This window comes from Prevotella sp. P6B1 (assembly GCF_000702825.1).
Taxonomy (GTDB): domain Bacteria; phylum Bacteroidota; class Bacteroidia; order Bacteroidales; family Bacteroidaceae; genus Prevotella.
Window position 1 is genome coordinate 317,043 of record NZ_JNKF01000012.1, and the last position, 21,356, is coordinate 338,398.

Sequence of the window (21,356 nt, forward strand, 5' to 3'; positions counted from 1 at the left end):
TTTGATTTTTTTGCTACCTTTACAACGATTTTCCGCATTCTCTGTTGGATGACTGTCGTTTTAAGCGACTATTTGAAAACAAAACAGCTCACGCCGTGCTGAGAGAGGCGAAGTCTTCGGACGGAGTCGAACGAGGCGGGCTGCATCGGAAAAGCCGCAAGGCGATTCCGCCAGAGGTGGAAAGCGGAAAATGGCATCGAACCGATGAACGATCGATAGCTCAGCCGATGAAATGCAAAAAAGGTCCGATATGAGCACATTGTCTAATGTGGAAACTGGACGAGGCCAGGCAAATCCTCCGAGTGTCAGGGTTGCTCCTGATACCATCCCCGAAGCAGTAAGTGCACTTACCGGGGTGTCGGTAGAATATGTGCCTGCACCAGACAAGCGCTGGTATGTGTTCCGAGCTTCATACGGCAGAGAAAACAAAGCATTTGATTATATCGTAGCCGACGGCACGTTTGCCTACATAGCCAAACGCTACACTCGCAAGTTTGTGAACGGCAAACAAAAGAAGGTTCTGGAGGCGTTGATTCCGAACCTTCTGTTCGTATATACCACTGATGCCAAGGCCAGTGAGTATATCAAAAACACCCCCCCCACTTCCTTTCTATCCTATTATTATAACCATTTTAGGTTAGACGAAAATCAGAAGAACCCACCGCTAACCATTTCCAATGAGGAAATGGAGAACTTCATCATTGCCACCTGCAACCAGAGTGAGCATCTGAAGCTTGTCACCGAATCGCAATGCCATTTCAAGGGCGGTGATACGGTCATTGTCATCGACGGTCCCTTCAAAGGGACAGAGGGAAGGGTCGCCCGGGTATCAGGACAACAGAGGGTAGTCCTCTCTTTGTCAAACGTCGGACTCATTTCTACGGCTTATATACCAACCGCCTTTCTGAGAGTAAAATGAAGGGAATAAAAAATCATAACCAGACCAATCGCCTCATCAAGTGGACAGTCATTGCGTTTGATTTTGTGGCACTGTGGCTGCTACTGCCTGTTGTGACAGACTTTATTCCCGATGCTGAGGAATGGACTGACGACAAGCATCGCCTATTCTGGGGAATATGCACCATGAGCATGGTGCTGGCTGAGTATTGGTTCTACTCTACCATCCATCAGCGGATGGTGGGGGCTGGCGACATCCTGCGGCGCGGCACCCTATTAGTGGCAACACAGGTTGTGGTGTCATACCTGCTGCTGCGTTCCGTCGGGTTCATGTATCGCATAGGATGGCAGTTGCTCTTCATGGGGCTGGCTCTTTGGACTGTCATCATGCTGCTGCGTTTCGTTGAACGCGAGGCGCTGAAGCGACTCCGCAGACAGGGCTTCAACACGCGTACAGTCACTTTCGTCGGGTCCGACGAGGAGCTGCAGCGACTGCACCAGCGTATTCTCAGCATCCCATCCTACGGCTATAAGTTGCGTAGCAGTTATGCCTCCACCGCCGAATTTCTCGCGTTGCTGGGTCACCCCGAGGACCTGCGCCTGGGCGATGAGGTCTATCTGTGTGCCCCGCGACGAGAGCGCCAGCTCATAGAGCGGACAGTAAGTCTGTGCCGGCACCGGATGATAAAATTCTACTATGTGACTACGGCAGAAGAAAAACTCAACATGCAACCTGTGCAGATGGATGACCTGGAAGTGATGGGCACCTACTCCAGTCCGTTGGAGGACCCGCTGAACAGACTATTTAAGCGTCTGGCCGACATCCTGCTGTCTGCCATTTTCCTGGCACCCACAGTCTTGTTGCTGCCATTCATCGCCATCATCATCAAGCGTCAGAGCCCTGGTCCCATCTTCTTCCGCCAGCGGCGCACGGGGCTCGACGGGCGCAAGTTCTGGTGTTGGAAGTTCCGTTCTATGCACGTGAATAGCACCGCCGACAGCCAGCAGGCAACCAAGGACGACCCGCGCAAGTTCCCCTTTGGCGATTTCATGCGCAAGACCAACATCGACGAACTGCCTCAGTTCTGGAACGTACTTTTAGGCAACATGAGCATTGTGGGGCCACGACCACACATGCTGGCTCATACCGACCAATACAAGCAGTTGATAGACAAGTACATGGTGCGCCACTTCGTCAAGCCCGGCATCACCGGCTGGGCACAGGTAACTGGTTTCCGTGGTGAGACCCCGGAGCTCTGGCAAATGGAAGGGCGTGTGGAGCGTGATATATGGTACATCCAGCACTGGAGCTTCTGGCTCGACCTGCGCATCATCTGGATGACAGTGAAGAGTGTTTTCAAGAGAGACGAGAAGGCGTATTAGCATATTAAACAAAAGCTCAATAATTATATTAGTAACATGATGAAACAACCCATTGAAATGCGCAATCTCTACGAGCACGAGACTGACGCTTACAATCTGGAAGGCTTCAAGCCCCAGATTGTCGATGCCGAGTATCTGAAACAGCTTGGCGTAACCATTGAGCCCTCCGACGAAACCCTTCAAGGACTCATCCGAGGATCGAAACTGTTCATGAAACGTCTGGAGGAACACACTGTCATCCCCAAGTCGGTGCTCTACTTGGAGGACTGCGACCCAGAAGCGGTGGAGACTGAAATCCACAACTATACGGGCCGCTGCCCGACGCTGACCTTCGAGGTGAACCCCATCAAGGGCTGTCACGTGGGCTGTCAGTACTGTTTGGTTACTGACGGCGTTCACGAACAGAAGCTGGTGGCCTACGAGAACTACCACCTCTATGTGCGCAAACTCCTGGAGGAAATGAATGGTGCCTGCAGCGAGGACCCCAAAGCAGTGACCAAGGAAGATATTCAGGAGCGTAGCCGTCTGTTGCAGGAACTAGCAAAAGCCATTGTTGAAGCACCTGAGAAGAAGAAGGAGATAGAGCGGCAGATTGTGGAACTGAGCCGTGGTAAGAACTGGAACCACTACTACTACTTCACGCCCAAGACCGAGGCTCTGCAGGAACCGACACTCTACACCGGCATCGCCCACCGCATTCTGCGTGAGTTCATTGCCCACTTCAAGAAGTACCCCAACAGCAACGCCCGTCTCTTCATCGCATCGAAAGCCGGCACCAAGCACCTGTTGGTGGAGAACGAGGGCGAGACCATCCTCGACCTCTTCGAGCAGCTGAAGGATAAGATGCAGTTCAACACTTCGGTGAGCATCATGCCCAAAGCCTTCCGCGACTTGCTGGAGCCTTACGCCGCCCCTATAGAAGAACGCATGGCCGCCGTGAAGATGTGTCAGGAGCGCGGCATACAGGCCAACTCGGCTCTGGTACAGCCCATCTTCGTGCCCTACCTCACCGACGAACACGTCAAGGAGTTCTTCGACATGCTCCATGATGCCGGTATCGTGAACTACAAGCCGGAGTTCCTCACAGCCTGCATGGAGAACCTGGCTCAGTTGGGCCAGTGGCTCGGCCATTTCGACAAGACAATGGAGCGCGACCTCTACATGGACTATATCAGTCCGAAGAATGCTGACCACCGCAAGCAACGCGGACGTACGGCTCCAAACCGTGCGCTCTCCATTGAGAACATACAGCGACTGATGAAATATACCGAGACCATCGGCATGTCCACCAGCATCTGCTTCTGGGTGCGCAACCAGTTGAAGGTGCCCACCAGCATCATCCCCATCATCAACCGCAACGGCTTCCAGTGCTTGGGCTACCAGTCGAAACTCTTTAAAAGTGAAAAATGAATTGCCAGGAAGTTTGCTTTCAGCTGTTTGCTGACAAGACAGCCTACTACCACCAGTGGTATCACGCCCGCCCGATGTTGATTACATCGGAGCGGCGCGACGAACTGCGGCGCATGCAGGCGCTGCTCTATAAGTGCATTGCCTATATGGCGGTGCACTACCGCGAGTGGGTGCCGGATTATATGCCCTTAGACGATAAGGTGATGGATATTCTGGAACGCCAGAGCCGCTATCCATTCCGGGTTGGAGCTTACCGGCCAGACTATCTCATCAGCGATGATGGCCGACTGTTACTGGTTGAGATTACATGCCGATTCTTCGGACACGGTATCTGGGCCAACTATCCCTCTGAGGTCAAGGCTGAGCAGTTCATGGCAGCTCATCCGGAAGCAACTTGGGGGAGCAGCTACAATGAGTTGTTGACCTACATGCGTGACATCATCCCTGCAGACTGGCCTATCTACGTCCTAAAGAGCAGCGACCGGGGTAGTGAGAGTGTTTTCTACACGAAGTTCTATGAGTATTACGGACACGAGGTGACCGTCTATGAGGCCGCTGAAGTAGAAGCGAATATCGACAAGTGGAGCCATGATGCCGTAGTGATCAGTGCGCTCAATCAGGAAGACCTGCTTTCTTTCAAGATGGAGACCCTGCAGGCGATGATTGATGCACGGATGCAGAACGACTTCAGGACCATTTTCCTAGCTCATGACAAACGCTTCCTACATCTCATCTTCGTGGATGACTTCACTCGCCAGTGTCTTACGGAAGAAGAAACGAGGTTCCTCCGCCAGCACACTATCCCCACCTATTTATATAATAATAGGAACAAGGAGATTTGGGAGGATGCTCTGATAAACAAAGATGACTACATCATCAAGCCATATGACTTAGGCAAGAGTGTAGGTCTGTATGCCGGTGTGATGACTGATGAGGAAACTTGGCGGCACGCCTTGCGTTCAATGTCCAATGTATTACAGCCATTTGTGAAACAACGCACCTATCCCTGCGAGTGGGAAGGCAAGCATTACAATGAGTATGTCTGTGGTATGATGATGTGTATGGATGACCGCTATTTCGACAGCGGTGTATTCCGCACCAGCAGCGCTCCTGTGACTAACAAGGTGGATGACCGCAAGATGTGCGTCATCCATAGTGACGATGAGGAATTAAAAAAAATCTGTTATGTGTTATGATTGAAGGAAAAAAATGTATTGCCATTTGGCAACCGTACTTCTTTCCGTACATCGGCTATTGGCAAGTCATCCATGCCGCTGATTTGTTTTTTGTTGGCGACAATGCTCACTATATCAAAAACGGCTGGATACACCACAACCGGATCTTAGGTCAAGGATGCCAACCGCTGGACTTCGGCATCGAAGTCAGCCATGCTTCCGTAGATCGTTACATCTGTGAAACGAAACGTGTGGTCAACCTTAAACGGGCAGACAAAATGTGCCGGTTGTTGGAGTACTACTACAGCAAAGCGCCATATTACAACGAGGCGATGGAAATCATCAGGCCTATCATCATGGACGAAGAAACAGATTTGACTCGTTATCTCGTAAGGCAACTGAGGACCGTGGCCGAATATCTGGGCATCACGACAGAAATCAGGTTGCTCTCGGAAGTGTCAGCCCGATGGGATTGCAAGGCCCCGGAAGTTATCCGTCGCACTTGCTTGCATTGCGGTTGTACGGACTATATCAACTCCATCACCGGAACGAAATTCTATGCCAAGGATGCTTTCGGTGAGATGGGCATCGACCTCCATTTCATCCGGCGCAACGACGATATCCGTTACAAGCAACGCTCTGACGAATTTGTCCCCGACCTGAGCATCATCGATACGATGATGTACTGCTCGCGCGATGAGATACATGATATGTTGGACCGTTACCATTTTGTATAAAACAACTAAACAAGAATAACAATGATTAATGTTTTTCAGCCTTCATTAGGAAAAGAAGAGCTTGATGCTCTTCAGCAAGTCTTTGAGTCCAATTGGATTGGGAGAGGCAAAAAGGTAGTGGAGTTTGAAGAGAAGTATGCCAAGCATATCAAATCTTCAAAGGACTTAGTGTTAACGACCACTTGCTGTAGCGAGGGATTATTCTCCTCCATGCACCTTTTAGATTTACAGCCTGGTGATGAAGTGATTCTTCCTACCATCAGTTTTATCGGAGCCGGCAATGCCATTTGTGCTCATGGTGCCAAGATGGTGCTTTGCGATGTGGATCCTCACACGTTGAATGCCCGTGCCGAGGATATAGAAAAGGTGATCACACCAAAGACAAAAGCGCTTTTGCTTCTGCATTATGGAGGCATACCTTGTGAAATGGATGAGATCATGGCACTTTGCAGGAAACATGATATAAAAGTCATCGAGGATGCCAATGCAGGCGTATGTTCTTTCTATAAGGGGAAAGCCGTCGGTACTTTCGGCGACATGGGTATGTGGTCGTTTGATGCTATGAAGATTTTGGTTTGCGGAGATGGTGCCATGCTGCATTTCAATACACCGGAACTTCGCAAGAAGGCAGACCGCTGGCTCTATTTTGGCCTTGAAACCAAGAGCGGCTATACAAACAGCGTGGCTCAGAAATGGTGGGAGTTCGACATTTCCAGTTTTGGTCATCGTGCTATTATGAATGACATAACAGCGGCTATGGCATTGGAACAACTGAAGAAACTACCTGCATATATGAAAAGACGTGCCGAGATACATCAGTACTACAATGAGCATCTGAGGCAATTCTCATGGATAGCGTTACCACCTGTCTTGCCTGATTATGTAGAGACATCTTACTATTTCTATCACATTCAGATTAAGAACGGCAAGCGTGATGAGTTTGCAAGATTCTTGCGCGAGAATGGCATTTATACCACATATAGGTATTTCCCTCTTCATCGTGTGCCTGGCTATGGCGTGACCGGCGAGTTCCCCAACGCAGACTACGCCGCAGACCACACATTGAATATTCCTATGCACCAGTCCCTAACTGATAACGATTTGGAGTTCATTATTGAAAAGGTTCGTGAGTATGATACTATATGCAAGTGAAGACGAGGCCTATCAGATCCGTACAGGCCATGAAATCGTGGCGGCTTATCCTGAACTCTACAATGCCTGGACTATTCAGGATATCAAGCAGAAGTTGGAAACATGTGCCAAAATCAGACCTGACATAGCGGGCGGCAGGAGCATAGAGGATATCTTTGCCATCGCCACCTACGACTATTGGCAATATGGTATCGGTCCAACTGAAGAATTTTACAACCAATTGTTATGCGCTTCCCACGACAAGAAGTGTCAGTATCTCACCTTCAGGGGGCGTTTCAACTACATCGATTACCTGAATAAAAAGAAGGACATGCACCTGCTCCGTAACAAGTGGCATGCATATCAGTTGCTGAAGGATGCCTATAGGCGCGAGGTGCTGCTGCTCGAAAGCGAAAAGGACTACCCTGCATTCGAGGCCTTCTGCCATCGTCATTCCTCATTCGTGCTTAAGCCCATTGGACTTGGGCAATCAATCGGCATCCGCAAGGTGGAGGTTGGGAATACGGAGCTCCATAAGCTCTTCAACCAACTGTTTGCCGAAACTGAGGCAATCAACAGCCATTATAACAGTGCCATCAGGGGTGGATTGCTGGTCGAGGAAGTGATTGAGCAGGGCGAGGATATGGCAGTCCTTCACCCGGCAAGTGCTAATAGCGTACGAATAACAACGGTTTTCCTGGGTGATGGAGATGTTCGTATGTGGTATCCCGTAATTCGCATCGGGGTCGGTGGAAATTTCATTAGCTCGGGGGCTGCAGGTAGCTTGGTGGCAGGTATCAATATGTGTACAGGTATAACAGAAACCCCAGGTGTTGACGAGTTTGGAAGGATTACAGAAGTACATCCCGACACCCATATAACCATCAAGGGCATCAAGATACCCCGGTGGCGGCAACTCTGCAACAAAGCCTTTGAGCTGGCAGAGCGCCTACCTACCCTACGCTTTATCGGCTGGGATTTTGTCTATGATAAGGACAAGGAATGGGTAGTGATGGAGGGTAATGAGAACGCTGAAATACTCTCCCAGTTTGTCTACCATAGGGGAGAGCGATGGGAATTTGAACAGTTCGTCGGCTATAAACCCACTAAGCAGTACTGGTGGCAGGACTTATATCCTTCAAGATTCGAGAACATCCAATTTGCGCGTAAATAAAAAAGAAAGTGGAAGAGTCTTTGAAGAATAAAACGGTGAAAGGCTTAGGCTGGTCGGCACTGGATAATGCCGCCCGCTATGGCATGCAGTTCGCGGTGGGCATTGTGCTGGCCCGACTGCTGTCGCCCGACGACTATGGCTTGCTGGGACTGGTGGGCATCGTCACGGTGGTCTGCACAGCCCTTGTCAATGGTGGCTTCACCACGGCCTTGATACGAAAGAAGGATGCCACCGACGATGACTACAACACCGTTTTCATCTGCAACCTCGGCATGAGTCTGCTGCTTTATGCTGTGACTTTCCTCTGTGCACCGCTGATAGCCAACTTCTTTGAACGCCAGGAATTGACAGCGTTGGTACGAGTATCATCGTTAGGACTGATTGTCGGGGCATTGGGGATGGTTCAGCAGACACGCCTTACTAAACGCATCGACTTCAAGACACAGACAAAGATTACGATTGCTGCCACTGCGTTGAGCGGCATTGTAGGCATCGGCATGGCACTGACGGGCTTTGGCGTATGGGCACTGGTAGCCCAGCAACTCATGTCGCAAATCATCAGCACTGTTCTCCTATATATATATAATAGGTGGGTGCCCCGATTATGTTTCTGCAAGGAAAGTTTTCACGACTTGTTCGGATTCGGCTGGAAGATGATGGTGAGTGTACTCTTGGACGCTGTTTGGGAAGAGCTACACCAGGTGATGGTGGGAAAGTTCTACAGCCCAGCGACGTTAGGGCAATATACTCGGGCACGGCACTATGCCGGGCTGTGCTCGACTAACCTGACAATGGTGGTGGAACGAGTCACCTACCCTGTGCTGAGTAGTATTCAGGACGATAAGAAGCGTATGTTCTCGGCCTATCGCCGCATCATCCGCACCAGTATGTTCATCACCACCGTAGCCTTGTTCTCTCTCGGTGCTGTCAGCGAACCGCTTATCTACTGCATGATAGGACCCAAATGGCATGAGGCCTCCACCTACCTGCCGCTCATCTGCATCAATTACACCCTCTTTCCACTGCATGCCATCAACCTGAACATGCTGCAGGTGCAGGGACGCAGCGACCTGTTCCTCGGACTTGAGGTCATTAAGAAAATCATCATCTTGCTGCCCCTGTGCATCGGTGCTTTCGTAGGCATCATGCCCATGTTGTGGGCGAACCTCGCCGTGGGCATCATAGCCTACTTCCTCAACTCACATTACTCAGGTCGCCTGTTGGGGTATAGCTCTTGGATACAGTTGCGCGACATTGCCCCCTCCTACGCTTTGGCTATAGCCATCGCCCTGCCGGTCTGGTTCCTGAAGTTTCTGCCCCTGAGCTACTGGATTGTGCTTCCCATGCAAGTCCTTGTTGGCGCGTTCACATTTCTAGCTGTATGTAAGGTGACCAAGATAAACGAATACAGTGAAATCTTGAATATACTAAAAAGGAGGAAAAACAAGTGACAGAGCATCCATACACGCTCGACGGCCTCTGCCGTCTGCATTTATTAGACTTAAGATAAAGAGATGAGAGATTTGAGCGTATCAATAGCTAAGGGAATCGCTATCATCCTGATGGTGATGGGGCATGCCGGATGTCCTGATACAGTGAATAGTTGCTTGGGGATGATGCGTATGCCACTGTTCTTTTTCATGAGCGGCTATTGCTTTAAAGAAAAGTATCTGTCCGATGCTGCAACCTATATGAAGCGAAGGGTAACTGGCATCTATTGGCCATACCTGAAATGGTCTCTTTTTTTCCTGTTCATTCACAACATCTGTTTCTCTGTAAACATCTATAGCGATGAGTATGGTTTCCTGGGAAAAACCTCTATGCTATATTCTACAGCAGATTTTCTTGAACATGGAAAGGACATTGTGACAAAGATGGCTGGACATGAACAATTACTGGGGGGATTCTGGTTTCTGAAGTCACTCTTTGTCGGATCTATTCTCTTCTTTGCCACGAGAAAAGTGGTTAGTAGGTTTTGGGGCATTGCATCACTTCTGATAATTGCAATCCTTCTGTCATACTTTGAATGGAAAATGCCATATTTCCGTATATCTTCAAGGGAATTCCTTGCATCCTGCTTCATTTATGCGGGACATCTATACAAGAGTTATCAGTTAAGTTGGCATAAGAACCTATGGTTCTGCTTCTTTGCTATTATCGCAGTAGGCATTGGATGTGTCTATTCCCCTGCTTCGATGCTCTCATACAAATGGTGGCAGGTTGTGCCATACGCCCTTTGCGCCCTACTTGGCACGCTGGTCATTTTCAATATCAGCTACCAGCTGTCTCAATATACAGCAAATGTCGGCACGAAATTCTTGATATACGTAGGTGGCTACACTTTCAATGTACTCACATGGCATTTTCTGTCGATGAAATTAGTTTCATTGCTGTTGATAGCCATCTACGGATTGCCAATCAAGCAACTTTCTGAATTCCCTGTCATAGAAAAGTACGCTCATCAAGGCTGGTGGATTCTGTATTTATGTGTTGGCGTAAGTATACCCGTTCTTTGGACTTACTGTTATCACCGATTAAAAGATACTATATGCGGCAGTAATATATAATTTTCGCCTGCTGCAAGCTGTTCAAGATGAACGAATATAAAGAGATTATAGATATTCTGAAAAAAAGAAAATAGTATAATGGCACAAGTTCAAACTATAAGTCACTTTAAGGTGTCTGTGTGGTGCAACACTTACAACCAGGCATTCTATATCAAGGATACCATGGATGGCTTTTGCATGCAGCAGACGAGCTTTCCGTTCGTCTGTCTCATCATGGACGATGCCAGCACGGACGGGGAGCCAGAGATCATCAAACAATACCTGAACGACCACTTTGACACAGAGTGGACAAAGGAAACCGAAGACTACCACCTCACGCTGGTTCGCCATCAGGAGAACAAAAACTGCTACTTTGCGGTTTATCTGCTGAAATACAATCACTACAGCATCAAGAAACCAAGACTGAAATATTATCGGGAATTGACAGATGAGATAGACTATGTCGCCCTATGTGAGGGTGACGACTATTGGACCGACGCGCATAAACTGCAAAAGCAGGCGGATGCCTTAGACGCCAATCCCCAGGCTACATTAGTCTATACCAACTTTCAGGCCATTGATGGTGAAGGGAATCCGATAAGCAGACCATTTATAAAAGATTATCCTGGCCGTTCCCATTCCGGTGACAATCTGCCTACGCTGCTCCGTTACGGCAACTACATCATGGTGCTCACAAGCATGTACCGCTATAAGGTGTGGAAATCTGAATCCTTCGCCAACTGTTCCATAAAGATGGATTTTGCCCTTACATTGAGTGCCGCCCTGATGGGCGACTTCATCTGGTTGCCGGAGCAGACGGGTTGCTACCGTATATTGGAGAGTGGAATAACAAGAACTTCGCAGCGGCGGGGAGAAAACTGGCTACACGATATCTATCGCTACTATGCAGGATTGGTGATGAATGGGCAATGCAAGCCGTTGTCATTCGGTCAACGCATTAATCTCACGACGCTTATCCTTATAAGGGCACTGAAGAAGAAAGACCGTCAACTAAAAAAGGATACATTGAGCGCCAGTAAGCTCGCACCTCTATTGCTGCCAGTGGCTTACATCAAGCTGAAGAGTGAAAGATTAAAGGATAGAATCAATCGATTGAACAATTAATGAAGATTGTTGCCATCATAGTCACCTTGGTGTGTTGTTGTCTGATGTTCTGCGTGAAGCGGGAATGGAAGGCGGCCATGCTCGTCATGGGTGCTATGACACTGTCGGCGGTGAGTATAAGTGGTATTCCTTTACGCAAGGCAAACCTCTTACTACAAGTGGCTTTCCTGTTATCAGAAAGGGAATATTTGCAACAGCATATCAGGTATTTGCGGCGTGTGCCTTGGCTGAGGAATCTGTTTCTTCTGGTTAGTGGATCTGCACTGTTAGCCGCATTGACAAGCCCCTACACAGGAATAAAGGAAATGATTGAGAACAATCTTTTGTTCGGCTATTTTTCCCTCGCATATGCCTTCTGGGCTGTCAAAAATGAAAAATCATTAAAACCCATATTGAAGGTTTCCCTGTATTGTCTGATTGTGCTGTCTTTCTTTGGTGTTCTCAATTACATGGAAAAGAGTTCAATGTTTGTCAATGCTATGACAGAAGGCAGAACAAGTATGTATGGAGATGTTGCTATTGGTGACCGTTATACGGAAAGCAGCCGTTTCAGAGTACAGTCAATGTATAATTCTGCTTTTGATTATGGCTATATATGTGTTGCCATATTATTGCTTCATTTACATGGATGGTATCGGCACTTAGAAAGCAAAAAAACTTTTTTTCTTGCCATCGTATGTTGTTTTTTCGGAATAATAACGTGCGGATGCCGCATAGTATGGGTAGGTGCTATATTGTCAATTGCTTGCTACAATATGTGGTCATTCAAATTAGGCAGAAATGTTATGCTCGGCATTTTTGCAGCGATTCTAATGATAATATCATATAACACCATTCCTGCGGTTGAAGAAAAAGTCAATAGTGTGACTGATGTTTTCGTTGAAGACAGTGAAACAAAAGGGAGTTCTATCTCATTGCGTATGTCGCAATATGCGTATGTTCTTATGTATGTAGAAGGACATGAATGGTTAGGATTGGGGAGTGGATATTGGGCATATTTTTTGGATAACGATCCAAGGTCAATCCGTAATCTCAATGGTGTAGAAAGTGTTATACTTGTATATTTGCTTGAACGGGGTATCATCGGTCTGGTTATATGGGCGACTTTTTATACAATCATTTTCCTCTACTTTGGGAGAAAACGCAAAAAAAATAAGTCTTTAACCGGCTTGGGAGCGTCTATCCTTACTTTGTACCTAGTATTCTCTATTGGTACAGGAGAGTTAGGGTCTGTTTATCCAACGATGTTATTACTTGGCTTTGTCATCAAGGCTATCGAATATCGAAGACTCAAGAAACTGTATAGGTTGCTTATAAGATTGAAACAAATAAGAAGCGTTTCACCATCATGACACACCGACTTGCCATCGTCATCCCTGCCTACAAGGCTACATTCCTGCCCGCTGCGCTTGACTCTATTGCCATGCAGACGTGCAAGGACTTCACCTTGTACGTGGGTGATGATTGCAGCCCAGAACCAATAACTGATATCGTTGAGCAATACAGAGATAAGATAGATATAGTTTATCAGCGGTTCGACACCAATTTGGGCGGAAAAGATTTAGTTGCGCAGTGGGAACGGTGTATTGCCATGAGCCAGGATGAGCCTTACATATGGCTATTTAGCGATGACGATGTGATGGATCCGAATTGTGTGAAGGAACTGTTCTATCAGATAGAGAATACGGACAGATCTTATGATGTTTATCATTTCAATGTGGATATAATAAACGAATGTGGAGCATTTGAAAGACGGAAACCTGATTATCCGGCAGTGCTTCCAGCATATTGCTTCTATCGGGGTAAGAGCTCGGGAAGATTTTCTGCTTTTGTCGTGGAGACTGTATTCTCGCGAAAAGTTTATGAACAATATGGGGGCTTCATGAAATATGATTTGGCATGGGGTAGCGATGTGGCTACATGGGTCGTGTTCTCTGGTAGAAAGGGAATATGCACGGTGCCTGGTGCAAGGGTGAGATGGCGACAAAGTTCACAGAATATTACACCCGATTATTCATGCCAGATTGCTGAACGTAAATTGAGGGCTGAGTTGGCATTTCTGAACTGGGCTTTTCGGTATTTTGCAAAGGAACCTGACATCTACGCCACAAACAGGGCATTCTTTATCCTTTTGATACATCGTAACAGAAGATTTGTCAGCAAGGAAAGTATCAAGAAAGCATTTACATCTTTCTTTGCAGTGCATGGACGTAAAGGGGATTGGCCGCTGATATATTTGTTTGCCTTTCTTGTTGACGGAATCTACTACCGAATCAGGAAAAGATTTTATTGGCTGTATGGAGAATTTGAAAAGTAAAAGATGAAGATTATATATTTTAGTACCCCTTTTTTTGCAGACTGCGATTTTCCTTTGATAGGAGAGTTGCAGCGTAAAGGCCATGATGTGAGATATTACATCACTATAGCATCTTTTAGCATGAGGTCAACACTCATTGACTTAAAAGAATTGTATCCGCATACAGGTATTTATCCTGCGACGGAAATTTATAAGGAGTTTGATGACTTCCGTAATATTCTCGATCTTTCGCATGTATATGTCGTCAATCAAAAGCACAAGCAGAAATTTCATCCTGCCAACCTGTTATTGATGATAAGACTATTCGTGCGTTTTCTTAAGCAAAAGCCTGACATCATTCATTTAACCAAGCCGCCTTACTTGACACAGAAATTGTTATATCTGGTAAAAAAGAAACTGGTATTGACTGTTCATGATACTTTCCAACATACAGGTTATACAAATAAAAGGGCAGAGAGGGATAGAAGAATGGCTTTCAAGAAGATTCCCAAATTGGTTTTACTCAACAATAGGCAGTCTTCATCATTTGCATCCTATTATCATATACCTAATAACCATATATTTATTAACAAATTGGGTATGTATAGTAGTATTCTGTATGTAGATCCAATACCGCTGCAGATTGACAGACCTTTCATTCTCTTTTTCGGGCAAATAGTGGAATACAAAGGAGTTGAGTTTCTTTTGGAAGCTATGAAGATTGCACACAGCCATTATCCCGAATTAATGCTGGTGATAGCCGGTGGCGGGAAATATTATTTTGACATTGAGTCCTACAAGAGACTGGACTATGTTAAAATCATCAATCACTATATAGGTACCAGGGAATTAGCAGGCATGCTTCGGGCTTGTGAATTTGTAGTATGTCCTTATAAGGATGCAACGCAAAGCGGCGTTGTTCAAACAGCCTTCACTTTAGAGGTGCCGATGGTTGTTACCAATGTGGGGGCTCTTGCTGATGCCATTCAACATAATAAGACAGGAATTGTAGTAGAGACCTGTGATGTGAATGATCTGGCTAATGGAATCATGGAATTGCATTCCGACAAGAAAAAACTGAATGCGATGAGAAATAATATCAAGGAAGAATGGATGAGGAACATGAGTTGGGAGCCTATCGCTAATGATTATCTGAAGTGTTATGAAGCCAGGATATAATAGAAAGTGTTATGAAAATATTACTATTGACATCTTCACTTGGAGGAGGTGGCGCTGAGAGAATTGCCATAAGTCTATGCAACAGATTTGCAGCAAATAAAAATGACGAGATCGTTCTTGTCTCCATCCTGGACGATTCTGTTCCAGGAAATGTTCTTTACAAGAACGATTTGTCTCCTCAAGTACACCATATCAACTTGCACGGGAAAACAGGACTGGAACCAAAAGCTATTTGGAGACTATTCAGAATTATAGGAAGTGAACGCCCCGATATTGTTCATTGTCATGTTTCTGCAACATCACTGCTTTTGCCTGTTATCTTTTTTGGAGATATTCAATATTTTAATACCATTCACACATTAGCAGAGCGGCATAATGCTAATGCGGGAATCATCAAGAAGATGCTGACACATTATTTGTTCGGATGCAACAAAGTCAAGCCAATAACTATCTCCGAAACATGTCATAAGTCTTATTTTAAAACATACAGAAACCATTATGATATATGTGTCACAAATGGAAGTGAACCATTGAAAACCACAGAGAAATTGGAAGAGGCAAAAAAGAAGATAGACGCATTAAAGAAGAATTTAGAGACCACGGTTTTTATTCATGTAGGACGCAATCATCCGGTCAAGAACCATGGCAGACTCTTCAACGTTTTTTCCCGTCTTGAGGCTGAGGGTGTCAATTTCATTCTTATTGTATTGGGTGATGAATATGATTCATGGAATGTGACATTGAAAAACAGCAAAAACATCTTCCTGTTGGGTCCGAAAAATAATGTCGGAGACTATATGGCTCAGGCAGATTTCTTCGTGTTGTCCAGCGATTTCGAAGGGCTCCCTATGACCTTATTGGAAGCTATGTCTATGGGGGTTGTTCCCATATCGACACCTGCCGGAGGTGTAGTTGATGTCATAGAAGATGGCATAACAGGATACCTGTCTGAAAACTTTGACGATGACAGGTTTTATCGAAAGGTAAAACAGGCTATCGTGGAAAAAGGACATATTACGTCTGTGGCAATAAAGAGTTATTATGAAAATCATTATTCCATGGAAACATGTGCAAAAAGGTATTACCAGATTTATATAGACACCTGCAAAAAGTAATAGTAACTATAAAAAAGTAGAAATATAATCATGTTTATCAACAAGACTAAATTCTTACAATTTCTTATGACGGGTTGTTATATGACCCCGGAGAATTATTTGAGAAGCAAGGGCGTGGAAATAGGCGTGGGATGTAATATTTCCGCATGCCGACTTTCTGCCAAAGAAGGCTATCTGATAAAAATAGGGAATTATTGTCGTATAGCCAGAGATACCGTCTTTTTCACTCATGGCGGGCTATATAGTTTGCGACACTTATACAATGATCCCAATGTGGATTATTTTGGAAAGATTGAAATTGGAGATTATGTTTCAATAGAAGAGGATTGTAAGATATTGCCAGGTGTGAAAATCGGAAATAATGTTATTGTCGGTGCCGGCAGTATTGTCACCAAAAGCATCCCCGATGGCTGGATGGTGGCAGGCAATCCATGTAAACATGTGGGCTATACAGAAGATTGGTATCATAAAGTAAAAGAGATGGATTTACAGTCTAAGAATCTGAATGATGATGAAAAGAAAAGATTCCTGCTATCCTTACCAGACGACAGATTCGTACAGAAACCCCTTATGAAACCCAAGAGTTCTATATAGGAAAGGTTCAGATATATAGAGTATATTTGGATATGGATAAAGAAAAGTAGATGTTTATCACCAATATAAGTAAACAAAGAGTAATACCTAAATCAATTGCGGTATTCGTCAAGAACCTCACCAGTGGTGGTGCAGAGAAGCAGGCCGTATTGCTTTCCAAGGTCCTATCGACTGATTATGATGTTCATTTCGTTGTCTTTAATGCAGCAAAGACGCATCAGAAATACCTTGATATGATATATGAGGCACCAAAGGTTCATTTGGCTCTCTTAAACGGAGGACATTTGAGTAGGTTTCGTAAACTCCTTTCGTACATCAAGGAAAACAATATTGAATTGATTTTCTCATACCTGACGGCTGCAAATCTCTATGCTTGTCTTGCAGGTTCTATCACAGGAGCAAAAGTTATAACAGGACTGCGCAATGCAGAACTGCCGACAAGAAAGCTAATCGTTGACAGGTTCCTAACCAACCACATGTCTGCCATTACCATCGCAAATTGCTTTTCTGGAAAAAGATACTTTGTTTCTCATGGCTTCAAAGAGAAGAAAATACATGTCATACCCAATTGCTTTGACAACATTTCTCCCTTTTCTTTAAAAAACGAGAAAGATACGACATGCATTATTACAGTAGGTCGTTTCGTGGAACAGAAGGACTACATGACTGCCATCAAAACTGTATCTCTGGTATATAGAACCCACAAGGACATACGTTTCATCATCATTGGCTTCGGAAAACTTGAACAGGAAATAAGAAGGTGGGTGAAGGAAGAAGGTATTGTTGATATTACCAATATTATCATCAACCCAGATAACATATCCAATTATCTTAGCAATGCCGATATCTATCTCTCCACCTCGCTGTTTGAAGGAACCAGCAACAGCATTATGGAAGGACTGAATGCAGACCTACCAATCATTGCCACTGATGTAGGTGATAATGCATATCTCGTAGAGGAAGGCAAGAATGGTCATCTTACGGAGAGAAAGGATGTAGATGCTCTTGCGAAAGCAATCTGTAATCTTGTATCAGACAAAGTAAAACGACAAAAATACGGCAGATACAGTAAATGTCTGTTAATTGAGAAATACTCAACAGGGACTTTCCGTGACAGGTATCTGCAAATAATCAAAGAAATCAATTAAATCAATTAATTATGAAAGTGGTAGTAACAGGCACACGTGGCATACCTAATATAATGGGTGGGATAGAGACACACTGCGAGGAGCTGCTGCCCCGATTGGTCCAATTAGGGTATGACATTACAATCATTAGAAGGAGTAGTTATGTCAGGGAAGACAAGCCTCTCACCGAATGGGAAGGCGTGAAGATCATTGATATTGATGCCCCCAAGTCAAAGAACTTCGAAGCAATCATCCATACTTTTAGAGCTATTAACAAGGCAAAAGCACTCGGAGCAGACCTTGTTCATATCCATGCTATCGGCCCAAACCTGTTATCACCTTACGCACGACTGTTAGGGATGAAAGTGGTGATGACACACCATGGCCCCGACTATAACCGTGACAAATGGGGAAAGGTTGCCAAAATGATGCTGAAACTTGGAGAAAGACTCGGTTGTATGTTTGCCAATCAGGTGATAGTTATCTCCAACACCGTCAAGACGTTGATTGAAGAAAAATGCGGTAGGACGAAAAATGTCACACTTATCCCAAATGGCGTGAAACACCCCGAAACATGCTCCTATCCTGAATATTTCTGTGAACTTGGTATTGAGGAGGGCAAATACATCTTAGGCATGTGCCGCTTTGTTCCAGAAAAGAACCTGCACCACCTCATTGATGCTTTCCTGTTACTCAAGAAATCGAAACGTATCCCCAATGACATGAGGCTTGTGCTGGCAGGTGACGCAGACTTCGAAGATGATTATTCAATGTCTCTCAAGAAGAAGGCAAAAGAGAATCATGTCGTCCTGACAGGATTCGTCAAGGACAGGAAACTTCACTCGCTACTAACCCATGCCTCGTGTTTCTGTCTGCCAAGCAGCCATGAAGGACTGCCTATTGCGCTACTTGAAGCTATGGCATACAACATTCCCGTTGTGGCAAGCGATATACCTGCTAATATGGAAATCAGACTTGATGAAAGCCACTATTTTCCTTGTGGGGACATAGAAAAACTTGCTGACAGATTAGAGGGGATGATTTCCCGTTCACAGAAGATACACTATGACATGAGTCTCTATGCCTGGAACATCATAGCCATACAAACTGCTGAGGTATATAATAAAAGTATGCCCCAAAATAAATCGTAAGTTTGTGTCAGACAAAGTTAATACAAATCCCTCAGCTCAAGCTGAGGGATTTGTAATGGTATTCACTGTACGCATGACTGCACGGCTATGGTTCCGAGAACTGCAGTAATCACTGTTGCGATAAATTTAAGGACTTTAGCAACATTGGTCCAGTTAACTTTTGTCATAATTCGTTTGATTTTTTAATGGTTACTTAATCCTCAACAGATCCGCCTGGCGTATTGTCGCCACCACCACCGGTATTGTCACCGCCACCGGTGTTACCACCGTTGCTTGGTGTGGTAGAACTGCCACCGCTGGTGTTACCCGAGTTGGATGGAACAGTGGTCAGCTTACCGTTTACAAAGGTGGCCTTCTTCATAGTAGCCTCCAGGTTGAGGCTCTTACTCATCAGGTCGCCAGTGGCGCGGGCCTTCAGCTTCACTCCCTCGATGTTCTTACTCACGGTGAAGTCTTCCTCCTTCAGTGCCATCTCCTTGTTCTTAATGCCAAGGCTGAAGATGGCCAGGTCGTCGATCTTCACGTTCTTGCCCTCCAGCAGGAGCTCCTTGATACAGCCGATCATGTCGGTTAAGAGTCCCTTGATGACGCCCTTGGAGTAGGGCGAGTTGTGAGTACTCATGTGTTCTGCCAGAGCGTCCAGGTCGATAGTCTCCTCAACCACGTTCTTGGCGAACCACTTACCAAAACACTTGTGACTGGTAATTTTGATTTGCTGTAAAATGTAACATATCCCCATGGCACTGAGTATCGGTTGTCGTGTGGCAAGATAGCGGCTGAAGGTACGATACGAAACACCAGCCAGTACGGCCAGCTTTGACTTGCTGATGAACAGATGCTTATTGTAGATATTTACCATATTGATTGTGGTTGAAAAGTAAGTTGATTCTGCATGAAAAGTAACTTGATGACGAGGTGAAACTAACTTGTTTTTTTTTAAAACCATAATAATGTTAGTGTAACGAGTGTAATGAGAATATCAAACTTCTGTTGTAGAAATACATTTGGTTCGAGGTGAATATATTTATATAGAGAAAGTTAGAAAATATTGCTACACTCATTACACTCATTGCCATGGTGACCCTTACCAACAAAAACCCGCAACGTGGCATGGACTTCCTGCGCCGGTTGGCCGTATGCTATAACCGCAGGGCCAATGCCGACAAAAACGAGGTGGCACTGCGCACCGAGGAGTTTATCAACGAACGCGTGAAGAAAATCAACGAAGAGTTAGGACTTACTGAAGATGAACTCGCCGACTATAAACGCCGCCATTCCATGACCGGCCTTTCAATGGATGCCACACAGGCCGTACAGTTGAGCAACCAGTTTTCTGCTCGCTTGTCGGAAGCCGATGCCCAGATCCGACTTATCGACTATCTGCGCGATTATGTGGGCGACCCTCGCAACAAGTATCAGGTGATATCTCCAACGTTGGGAAATGCATCGACCGGCAGTCAGACTGTGAGTTCCACCCGTGCCCTGCAAACCTACTTGGTGAGCAACAATGGCACCATATCTTTTCCTGTACTGGGTACGCTGAAAGTCGGAGGACTGTCGAAGGCAGAATGTGAGAAACTCATCCACGACTGTATCATACGCTACTTGAATGGCAAGGAAGACCCCGTGGTGACAGTACGCATGGCAAACTATAAAATATCCGTATTGGGCGAGGTGGCACGTCCCGGCATGTTCACCGTGAACAATGAGAAAATCAACATCTTCGAACGACATCGTTTACGTAGAGCCCAACAAGGTGAAAGCACGCAACTCCAGCGTGGGGCAGACTACCACACTATGGCTTACATCAACAAGCATACTGGTTTCTGTGGCATCATTATTGTTTAACATCTTAAAATAATGAGTATGTCTGATAATCATTCGCATCATCACCATCATCATAAAGAAGACTATGGCTCGCGCTTCAAGCGACAGAGCCTCTCTTCGATAGCCTTCCGACGCAGTGCAGACAAATGGATGAAGATAATTCTATTCGCCCTTTCAGTTGTAATGATTCTTCTTGTCATCCTGACGTATGTCTTTTAATAGGACTATTATGAAGATAATTTGAATCACCAGCAGACATTGGATTGGCATTATCATGGACAGCCGGATTTTGAACGATTGGATTGCGTTGATAATTCGGATTCTTGATGGGAGCATCCTGCCCGTCCACGAACCAGAACGCCAGACAATGAATGGTGTGGATGGTCGTGCGGTTATTGGCAATAGATGTGAGAATCCCCACCTCGTTGAAGAGGTCGATTATTTTCTGTGCAGACTGGTAAAGATGAATCAACGTTCCATAAACAGGTC

At 45.6% G+C, this 21,356-nt stretch carries 20 protein-coding genes and 1 pseudogene; 19 read left to right on the forward strand and 2 right to left on the reverse strand.

Annotation, left to right across the window (positions count from 1 at the left end; all coding sequences use genetic code 11):
- Window positions 1-250 precede the first annotated feature (250 nt).
- The 17 genes from T495_RS0108240 (at window position 251) to T495_RS0108320 (ending at window position 19,040) form a co-directional block, all read left to right on the forward strand.
- On the forward strand, window positions 251-919 hold the full coding sequence (locus tag T495_RS0108240) for a UpxY family transcription antiterminator (RefSeq protein WP_033148287.1): 669 nt from the start codon (window positions 251-253) through the stop codon (window positions 917-919).
- The gene (locus tag T495_RS0108245; RefSeq protein ID WP_051651939.1) at window positions 916-2,280 is read left to right on the forward strand and encodes an exopolysaccharide biosynthesis polyprenyl glycosylphosphotransferase; all 1,365 of its coding nucleotides are present in this window, start codon (window positions 916-918) and stop codon (window positions 2,278-2,280) included. The genes T495_RS0108240 and T495_RS0108245 overlap by 4 nt, the downstream gene beginning before the upstream one ends.
- Before the next feature lie 36 nt (window positions 2,281-2,316).
- Window positions 2,317-3,690 carry a hypothetical protein gene (locus tag T495_RS0108250; protein WP_155993536.1) on the forward strand — a complete coding sequence of 458 codons (1,374 nt, stop codon included), beginning with the start codon at window positions 2,317-2,319 and terminating at the stop codon, window positions 3,688-3,690.
- The gene (locus T495_RS0108255) at window positions 3,687-4,886 is read left to right on the forward strand and encodes a hypothetical protein (protein ID WP_033148289.1); all 1,200 of its coding nucleotides are present in this window, start codon (window positions 3,687-3,689) and stop codon (window positions 4,884-4,886) included. Before T495_RS0108250 ends, T495_RS0108255 begins: the two co-directional genes overlap by 4 nt.
- Window positions 4,883-5,602 carry a WbqC family protein gene (locus T495_RS0108260; RefSeq protein WP_033148290.1) on the forward strand — a complete coding sequence of 240 codons (720 nt, stop codon included), beginning with the start codon at window positions 4,883-4,885 and terminating at the stop codon, window positions 5,600-5,602. Before T495_RS0108255 ends, T495_RS0108260 begins: the two co-directional genes overlap by 4 nt.
- A 21-nt stretch (window positions 5,603-5,623) precedes the next feature.
- Entirely contained in the window at window positions 5,624-6,754 is a 1,131-nt protein-coding gene (locus T495_RS0108265; RefSeq protein WP_033148291.1) for a DegT/DnrJ/EryC1/StrS aminotransferase family protein, read from the forward strand.
- Window positions 6,735-7,907 carry a sugar-transfer associated ATP-grasp domain-containing protein gene (locus T495_RS0108270; protein WP_033148292.1) on the forward strand — a complete coding sequence of 391 codons (1,173 nt, stop codon included), beginning with the start codon at window positions 6,735-6,737 and terminating at the stop codon, window positions 7,905-7,907. The genes T495_RS0108265 and T495_RS0108270 overlap by 20 nt, the downstream gene beginning before the upstream one ends.
- 8 nt (window positions 7,908-7,915) lie before the next feature.
- The gene (locus tag T495_RS0108275; protein WP_033148293.1) at window positions 7,916-9,358 is read left to right on the forward strand and encodes a lipopolysaccharide biosynthesis protein; all 1,443 of its coding nucleotides are present in this window, start codon (window positions 7,916-7,918) and stop codon (window positions 9,356-9,358) included.
- A 63-nt stretch (window positions 9,359-9,421) separates the two neighbouring features.
- Entirely contained in the window at window positions 9,422-10,474 is a 1,053-nt protein-coding gene (locus T495_RS0108280; protein WP_033148294.1) for an acyltransferase family protein, read from the forward strand.
- A 78-nt stretch (window positions 10,475-10,552) separates the two neighbouring features.
- The gene (locus T495_RS15205; RefSeq protein ID WP_081832058.1) at window positions 10,553-11,578 is read left to right on the forward strand and encodes a glycosyltransferase; all 1,026 of its coding nucleotides are present in this window, start codon (window positions 10,553-10,555) and stop codon (window positions 11,576-11,578) included.
- A complete protein-coding gene (locus tag T495_RS0108290) occupies window positions 11,578-12,930 on the forward strand; it encodes an O-antigen ligase (RefSeq protein WP_033148295.1) in 1,353 nt (450 codons plus the stop codon). The genes T495_RS15205 and T495_RS0108290 overlap by 1 nt, the downstream gene beginning before the upstream one ends.
- On the forward strand, window positions 12,927-13,895 hold the full coding sequence (locus T495_RS0108295; RefSeq protein WP_051651942.1) for a glycosyltransferase family 2 protein: 969 nt from the start codon (window positions 12,927-12,929) through the stop codon (window positions 13,893-13,895). The genes T495_RS0108290 and T495_RS0108295 overlap by 4 nt, the downstream gene beginning before the upstream one ends.
- 3 nt (window positions 13,896-13,898) lie before the next feature.
- A complete protein-coding gene (locus tag T495_RS0108300; RefSeq protein ID WP_033148296.1) occupies window positions 13,899-15,053 on the forward strand; it encodes a glycosyltransferase family 4 protein in 1,155 nt (384 codons plus the stop codon).
- An 11-nt stretch (window positions 15,054-15,064) separates the two neighbouring features.
- A complete protein-coding gene (locus T495_RS0108305) occupies window positions 15,065-16,168 on the forward strand; it encodes a glycosyltransferase (protein WP_033148297.1) in 1,104 nt (367 codons plus the stop codon).
- Window positions 16,169-16,198: 30 nt separating this feature from the next.
- The gene (locus T495_RS0108310; RefSeq protein ID WP_051651943.1) at window positions 16,199-16,762 is read left to right on the forward strand and encodes an acyltransferase; all 564 of its coding nucleotides are present in this window, start codon (window positions 16,199-16,201) and stop codon (window positions 16,760-16,762) included.
- A 50-nt stretch (window positions 16,763-16,812) separates the two neighbouring features.
- Window positions 16,813-17,910, forward strand: a complete 1,098-nt coding sequence (locus T495_RS0108315) for a glycosyltransferase (RefSeq protein ID WP_051651944.1) — start codon at window positions 16,813-16,815, stop codon at window positions 17,908-17,910.
- Between the two features lie 11 nt (window positions 17,911-17,921).
- On the forward strand, window positions 17,922-19,040 hold the full coding sequence (locus tag T495_RS0108320) for a glycosyltransferase family 4 protein (RefSeq protein ID WP_197020365.1): 1,119 nt from the start codon (window positions 17,922-17,924) through the stop codon (window positions 19,038-19,040).
- 62 nt (window positions 19,041-19,102) lie between these two features.
- Here T495_RS0108320 and T495_RS16370 read toward each other — a convergent pair whose 3' ends face one another.
- Window positions 19,103-19,207: a smalltalk protein gene (locus T495_RS16370; protein ID WP_155949980.1), complete on the reverse strand. Its 105-nt coding sequence runs from the start codon at window positions 19,205-19,207 to the stop codon at window positions 19,103-19,105.
- A 26-nt stretch (window positions 19,208-19,233) separates the two neighbouring features.
- On the reverse strand, window positions 19,234-19,779 hold the full coding sequence (locus T495_RS0108325; protein WP_051651969.1) for a DNA-binding protein: 546 nt from the start codon (window positions 19,777-19,779) through the stop codon (window positions 19,234-19,236).
- Between the two features lie 728 nt (window positions 19,780-20,507).
- Here T495_RS0108325 and T495_RS0108330 point away from each other — a divergent pair.
- Together T495_RS0108330 and T495_RS15885 are read left to right on the forward strand one after the other, a co-directional pair.
- Window positions 20,508-20,901 (forward strand): annotated as a pseudogene (locus T495_RS0108330) (polysaccharide biosynthesis/export family protein); the annotation flags it as partial.
- A gap of 5 nt (window positions 20,902-20,906) precedes the next feature.
- On the forward strand, window positions 20,907-21,086 hold the full coding sequence (locus T495_RS15885; RefSeq protein ID WP_155993538.1) for a hypothetical protein: 180 nt from the start codon (window positions 20,907-20,909) through the stop codon (window positions 21,084-21,086).
- Window positions 21,087-21,356: the final 270 nt, after the last annotated feature.